Annotated in this window: 5 protein-coding genes; 1 reads left to right on the top strand and 4 read right to left on the bottom strand. The window is 68.2% G+C overall.

Translation table 11 applies throughout. The annotated features are described in order from the left end of the window. Positions 1-302: 302 nt before the first annotated feature. The 4 genes from HUU95_RS06470 to HUU95_RS06455 form a co-directional block, all read right to left on the bottom strand. Positions 303-1,757 carry an ammonium transporter gene (locus tag HUU95_RS06470; protein ID WP_174279367.1) on the bottom strand — a complete coding sequence of 485 codons (1,455 nt, stop codon included), beginning with the start codon at positions 1,755-1,757 and terminating at the stop codon, positions 303-305. Positions 1,758-1,783: 26 nt separating this feature from the next. Next, entirely contained in the window at positions 1,784-2,122 is a 339-nt protein-coding gene (locus tag HUU95_RS06465) for a P-II family nitrogen regulator (protein ID WP_174279366.1), read from the bottom strand. 16 nt (positions 2,123-2,138) lie between these two features. Further along, positions 2,139-2,894 (bottom strand): TorF family putative porin, encoded by a 756-nt coding sequence (locus tag HUU95_RS06460; RefSeq protein ID WP_174279365.1) that lies wholly within the window; start codon positions 2,892-2,894, stop codon positions 2,139-2,141. Positions 2,895-3,009: 115 nt separating this feature from the next. Further along, positions 3,010-5,031, bottom strand: a complete 2,022-nt coding sequence (locus HUU95_RS06455; RefSeq protein WP_174279364.1) for a M13 family metallopeptidase — start codon at positions 5,029-5,031, stop codon at positions 3,010-3,012. Positions 5,032-5,125: 94 nt separating this feature from the next. Here HUU95_RS06455 and HUU95_RS06450 point away from each other — a divergent pair, with 94 nt between their 5' ends. Beyond that, the gene (locus HUU95_RS06450; protein WP_174279363.1) at positions 5,126-5,746 is read left to right on the top strand and encodes a ribonuclease D; all 621 of its coding nucleotides are present in this window, start codon (positions 5,126-5,128) and stop codon (positions 5,744-5,746) included. Positions 5,747-5,942: the final 196 nt, after the last annotated feature.

Here is a 5,942-nt window from a genome sequence, read left to right as displayed (position 1 = left end):
GCGCGAGGTCGGTTGGGCGGCGGTGCGGTCGACACCCGGTGGCGCGCTGGTGGAGACGGGCGAGCGCCGCTTTGGCTCCGTGCGGCTCGCCGGCGTCGACGCACTCGACCTGCGCCGGCTGGCGGGCGAAATGACCTTCGCGTTCGTCGACGGTGCGCGGGCGGGCCGCTGAACGCGCTGCCCATATCCGACTGATACGACGATCGGCCGCGCTATGGCCTCGTCTGCGATCCGGAGGTCCCGCCAAGGGGACCAGCGTTCAGATGAAGGCCCGGCGCATCGCTGCGCCGGGCCCACTCTGCTCAATAATGATACGCCCGCTCGCCATGCTCGGCGATGTCGAGGCCGTCATGCTCCACCTCGACGCTGGAGCGCATGCCCCACAGTTTGTCGATCAGCACGAACAGCACCGTCGCGCCGATCGACGACCAAGCGAGGGTGACGATCACGCCCTGACACTGAATCCAGACCTGGCCCAGCATGTCATAGCTGCCCGCGATCAGGCTGCCGGGCTTGGTCGAATAGTCGGCGATACCCTGTCCACCCAGCGAGGGTGCGTCGAGCACACCCGTCAGGATCGCGCCGGTGATGCCGCCGATGCAGTGGACACCGAACACGTCGAGCGAGTCGTCGTATCCGAACCGACTCTTGACGCTCGATACGAAGAAGAAGCAGATCGGCGACACGATAAGGCCCAGCACCACCGAGCCCATCGGCCCGGCATAGCCCGACGCCGGCGTCACCGCGACCAACCCCGCGACCACGCCCGACGCCGCGCCCAAGAGCGATGGCTTGCCGCGCACGATCTGCTCGACCAGCACCCAGGACAGTCCCGCCGCCGACGTCGCGACGAAGGTGTTGACGAACGCCACCGCCGTCACCCCGTTCGACTCCAGGTTCGATCCCGCGTTGAAGCCGAACCAGCCGACCCACAGCAGCGACGCGCCGATCATGGTCATGGTCAGCGAGTGCGGCGGCATCGGCTCCCTGGGGAATCCCGTCCGCTTGCCCAGCAGCAGCGCCATCACCAGCCCGGTGATGCCCGCGTTGATATGGACCACCGTGCCGCCCGCGAAGTCGAGCGCGCCCTTCTGGAAGAGATAACCGGCGTCGGCGTTCTGCGCCGCCAGCGCCGCCGCGCCCTTCATCGCCGCCCCCGCGACCGCGTCCGGCCCGCCCCAATACCAGACCATGTGCGCGATCGGGAAATAGACGAGCGTGACCCAAAGCGCGGTGAACAGCATCAAGGGCGAGAAGCGCACGCGCTCCGCCACCGAGCCGACGAACAGCGCCGGGGTGATGCAGGCGAAGGTCATCTGGAACGCCATGTAGACCAGTTCGGGAATGTACACGCCGTTGCTGAACGTCGCCGCCTGCGCGTTCGCGTCCACGTGCATCAGAAACGCCTTGGACAGCCCGCCGAAGAAAGCGTTGCCGCCTGTGAATGCGATCGAATAGCCGTAGGTGACCCAGATCACCGACACCATGCACACGATCATCAGTACCTGGGTGAGGACGCTCAGCATGTTCTTGGTGCGGACCAGCCCGCCGTAGAACAGCGCCAGCCCCGGCACGGACATCATCAGCACCAACAGCGTGGAGACCAGCATCCACGCGGTATCGCCCTTGTCCACCGTCGCGGCGGGGACCTGCCCCGCGACCGCGCCACCGGGCGTCTGCGCGAACGCCGGATGCGCGGCGAGGACCGCCAAGCCCACGCCCAAGCCGATCCCGGCCAGCTTCTTGCCCATGCCCATCATCGCTCCCTTCCCTTTCCGCGGCCTCACAGCGCCGCCTCGTCCGTGTCGCCGGTGCGGATGCGCACCGCCCCGCCCAGTTCCAGCACGAAGATCTTGCCGTCGCCGATCGCGCCGGTGCCGGCGGCCTGCTGGATCGCCTCCACCACGCGCGGCGCCACCGCGTCCGGACAGGCGACCTCCAGCTTCAGTTTGGGCACCATGGAGATCGCGTATTCGGCGCCGCGATAGATCTCGGTCTGCCCCTTCTGGCGGCCATAGCCCTTGACCTCGGTGACGGTCAGCCCGGCGACGCCGATCGCGCTGAGCGCGTCGCGCACCTCGTCCAGCTTGAACGGCTTGATGACGGCGATCACGAACTTCATGACTGTTCCTCCCCGGTCAGAAGCTGAAGCCGACGGAGCCGACCACCGCCCCCTTGGCGACATCCTTGTTGTGGCCGCCGCCCGCCGGATAGCTGAACAGCCGCTTGTTCGTGTCGACATAGGCGACGCCCAGCGTCACCTGCTTGACGACCACCGCCGCGGTCACGCTCCAGTCGGTGTAGCGCTCGCCAAAGGTGATGTAATTGCGCTCGAACGAGTGGCCGAGATGGCCGGTCAGCGTGGCCGGCGTGGTCGGGATGCCGGCGGACAGCTCGCCATACAGATACTCGCCGCGCCGCCGGTCGCCGGTGAGCCCCAGCCCGCGCTGCTTCCAGGCGACGTTGCCGCCGAGCTTGGCGGACACGGGCCCGATCGTGTGCGACAGGCTGAGATAAGGCTCGAAGAAGTCGGTCTTGGCGCCGCCATTGTGCGGATAGACATAGTAGAGCACGCCGCCGTCGACCGCCGTGCCACCGAACGTCTTGCGATAGCCGCCGATCAGGTCGAGTTCGGCGTCCGAGCCGTTGGCGACATAATCGTCGATCGAGCTGCCCCAGAAGCTCACGTAGAAGCCCGACCGGTGCTGCACGGTGGCGGTCGCCTGCACGGCGACGCTGCGGTCGGTCTGCGACAGGCCACGAAACCGGTAGTCGGTGACGAGCGTCGCGCCGCCGGTGACGGTGATCGGCGCCGGCGGCGCGGTCTGAGCGGCGGCCGGCGCGGTCAACAACGCGAGCGTCGCCGCGCCCGTGCAGGTCCAGACTTGCTTCATCAGACAGCCCCCTTGTTTTAAGGTCAGCCGTTCAGATCACCCTCTTTGATCCCCGAATCAGGTTGTTGCCGAAAGGCGAACTTGCGTCAACCGAAACAAAACTACGTGACACCACTCACGGTCCCCATACCCGCACCCGCTGATCAGGCGCGACGTACATGGCGTCGCCCGGCTTGATGCCCCACGCCGCATACCAGGGGTCGAAATTGCGGACGATGCCGTTGACTCGGTATTTGTCGGGGCTGTGCGGGTCGGACAGCAGCCGCTGGCGTTGCGCCGCCTCACGCACCTTGCCCTGCCATGCCGCGGCGAAGGCGAGGAAGAAGCGCTGGTCGCCAGTGAAGCCGTCGATCACCGGCGGCTCGCCGTGTCGCGCCACGTAGCGGCGGTACGCGTCGTATGCGGTTTCCAGCCCGCCCAGGTCCGCCAGGTTCTCGCCCAGCGTCAGCCGGCCCTTGATGTGCGTCCCCGCGATCGGCTCATACTCGTCGAACTGCGCCGCCAGCCGGTCCGCCTTGACGACGTATTTCGCGGCGGCGTCCTTGGTCCACCAGTCGCGCAGCCGGCCCTTCTCGTCATACTGCCGGCCGGAATCGTCGAAGCCGTGGCCCATCTCGTGCCCGATCGTGGTCGCGCCCGTCTCGGCATAGTTGACCGCCGGATCGGCGTTCGGATCGAAGAAGGGCGGTTGCAGGATCGCGGCGGGCACCGTGATCTGGTTCATCGTCGGGTCGTAATAGGCATTCACCGTCTGCGGCGTCATGTCCCACAGCCCGCGATCGACCGGGTGCGGGAAGCGCTTCAGCTGGAGCTGCCAGTCGAATTGGGCGACCCGTAGCGCGTTGCCGAGCGGATCGTCGCGGCTAACCTCCAGCGTCGAATAGTCGATCCACCTGGCGGGATGGCCGACGCGCGGATCGAAGGTGCCGAGCTTGGTCAGCGCCGCCGCGCGCGTCCCTGAGTCCATCCAGGCGGCGTGCTGGATCTTCTCCGCGTACGCCGCGCGCACGTCCGCCACCAGCTCGTTCGCCTTGGCCTGCGTGTCCGCCGACCAGTGCCGCTCGACATAGATGCGGCCCACCGCCTCGCCCAGCGAGCCGTCGATCAGCCCGACGCCGCGCTTCCACCGCGCGCGCTGCTCGGGGATGTCGCGTAGCGTCTTCGAGTAGAAGTCGAACTGGGTCTGGTCGAACTCATGCGGCAAGTCCGATGCGATCCCGCCAAGGAACGAGGCGGTCATCCATTCCTTCCAGGTCGACAGCGGCACGTCCGCGAGCCGCTGCCCCGCCGCCGCGACGGCGGTCGTTTCCGCGACATCGACGGTGGTCGCGGCGCCCAACCCGATCGAGGCGAGCGTGGCGTTCCAGTCGAACTGCGGCGCCAGCTGGATCAGTTGCGCGCGCGTCAGCGGGTTGTGCGTGGCCTTGGGATCGCGGCGGCGTTCGGGCGTCCACTGATCCTGGCTCAGCCGCGTTTCCAGCGCGACGATCCGGTCGGCGCGACCGGCCGGATCGGGCAATTGCGCCAACGTCTGCAGCTTGACAAGATAGGCGCGATAGGCGGCGCGGATCGCATCGTATTTCGCGCCGGGCAGCAGGTAGTAATCGCGCGCCGGCAGGCCCAGCCGCGCCTGGCCGGCGAACACGGTGTAGCGGGTGGGATCGTCCTGATCCGCGCCGATGCCGATATTGACCGGCGACGGGTAGCCCGGCTGCATCATCAGGTGGACCAGCTCGTCGCGCGTCGTCACCGCGTCGATCCGGGCGAGCCAGGGCTTCACTGGCGCCAAGCCGCGCGCCTCGATCCCGGCCTCGTCCATCCAGGCGGCATAGCTGTCGCCCACCTTGCGCGCGATCGCGCTGTCCGGCCGGGCCTGCGCTTCCTCAATGATCTGGCGGACCTGCCGCTCCGCCTCGTCGGGCAGGTCGTAATTATAGCCCGCGCCGGCCTTGTCCGACTCGATCTGGTGGTTTCGGAGCCACGTGCCCTCGACATAGTTGTAGAAGTCGTCACCCGGCTTCACCGAGCGATCCATGTCGGCGAGATCGACGCCGAAATCGCCGTAGCGGGGCCTGCCGGTCTGCGCGGCGAGCAGCGCGGGGACGGCGACCAGGGCGAGGAGCAACGAGCGACGCATGGGAGAACTCCGACTTGATCCCTCATCGTAGCGGGTGAGGTCACGCGGGAATAGCCGTTGAGCGCCGCCCGCGCGCCGCCTAAGGCCCGAGCGGATGACCGTATATCTGCACGAGGAAGATTTGCCCGGCGACCCGTTCGCCCCCGGCGCCGCGATCGCGGTCGACACGGAGACGATGGGGCTACTGACCCCGCGCGACCGGCTGTGCGTGGTGCAGCTGTCGGACGGCGGGCCGGACGAGCATCTGGTCCGTTTCGCGCCGGGCAGCGCCTATGCGGCGCCGCGGCTCACCGCGCTGCTCGCCGATCCCGCGCGGCTCAAGCTCTATCATTTCGGCCGGTTCGACATCGCGGCGCTGCAATATTACCTGGGCATCGTCGCGGCGCCCGCCTGGGACACCAAGATCGCGTCGCGGCTGATCCGCACCTATACCGACCGGCACGGGCTGAAGGAACTGGTCAAGGAACTGCTCGGGCTGGAGCTGTCGAAGCAGCAGCAATCATCGGACTGGGGGGCGCCCGAGCTGTCGGACGCGCAACGCGACTATGCGGCGTCCGACGTCCGCTACCTCCACCGGCTCAAGGACGAGCTGGAGCGCCGGCTGGCGCGCGAGGGACGAAGCGAGCTGGCGCGCGCGTGCTTCGATTTCCTGCCGCACCGCGCCGCGCTCGACTTGGCGGGGTGGCCTGAGGTGGATGTGTTCGCGCATGCGTGAGGGCATTGCCATTCCTCCCCGGCTTGGGGAGGTGGCGTTCGCGCAGCGGGTGACGGAGGAGGCCCGCGTCGGACGTGGTACCCAGTCCGGGGCCCCTCCACCACTCGCTTCGCGAGCGGTCCCCCTTCCCGTACCGGGGAGGATTTGACGGTGGCCGCGCCGCTCCGGCTCGTCCCCGCGCCCCGCGCCGGCCGTC

It is taken from the genome of Sphingomonas bacterium (genome assembly GCF_903643065.1).
In the GTDB taxonomy this organism is placed as follows: Bacteria; Pseudomonadota; Alphaproteobacteria; order Sphingomonadales; family Sphingomonadaceae; genus Sphingomonas.
This window is presented reverse-complemented; position numbering and strand designations above follow the sequence as displayed.

Excerpts from the sequence above, each read along its gene's own strand:
- HUU95_RS06470 (WP_174279367.1), bottom strand. The coding sequence starts at position 1,757 with ATGGGCATGGGCAAGAAGCTGGCCGGGATCGGCTTGGGCGTGGGCTTG.
- HUU95_RS06465 (WP_174279366.1), bottom strand. The coding sequence starts at position 2,122 with ATGAAGTTCGTGATCGCCGTCATCAAGCCGTTCAAGCTGGACGAGGTG.
- HUU95_RS06460 (WP_174279365.1), bottom strand. The coding sequence starts at position 2,894 with ATGAAGCAAGTCTGGACCTGCACGGGCGCGGCGACGCTCGCGTTGTTG.
- HUU95_RS06455 (WP_174279364.1), bottom strand. The coding sequence starts at position 5,031 with ATGCGTCGCTCGTTGCTCCTCGCCCTGGTCGCCGTCCCCGCGCTGCTC.
- HUU95_RS06450 (WP_174279363.1), top strand. The coding sequence starts at position 5,126 with ATGACCGTATATCTGCACGAGGAAGATTTGCCCGGCGACCCGTTCGCC.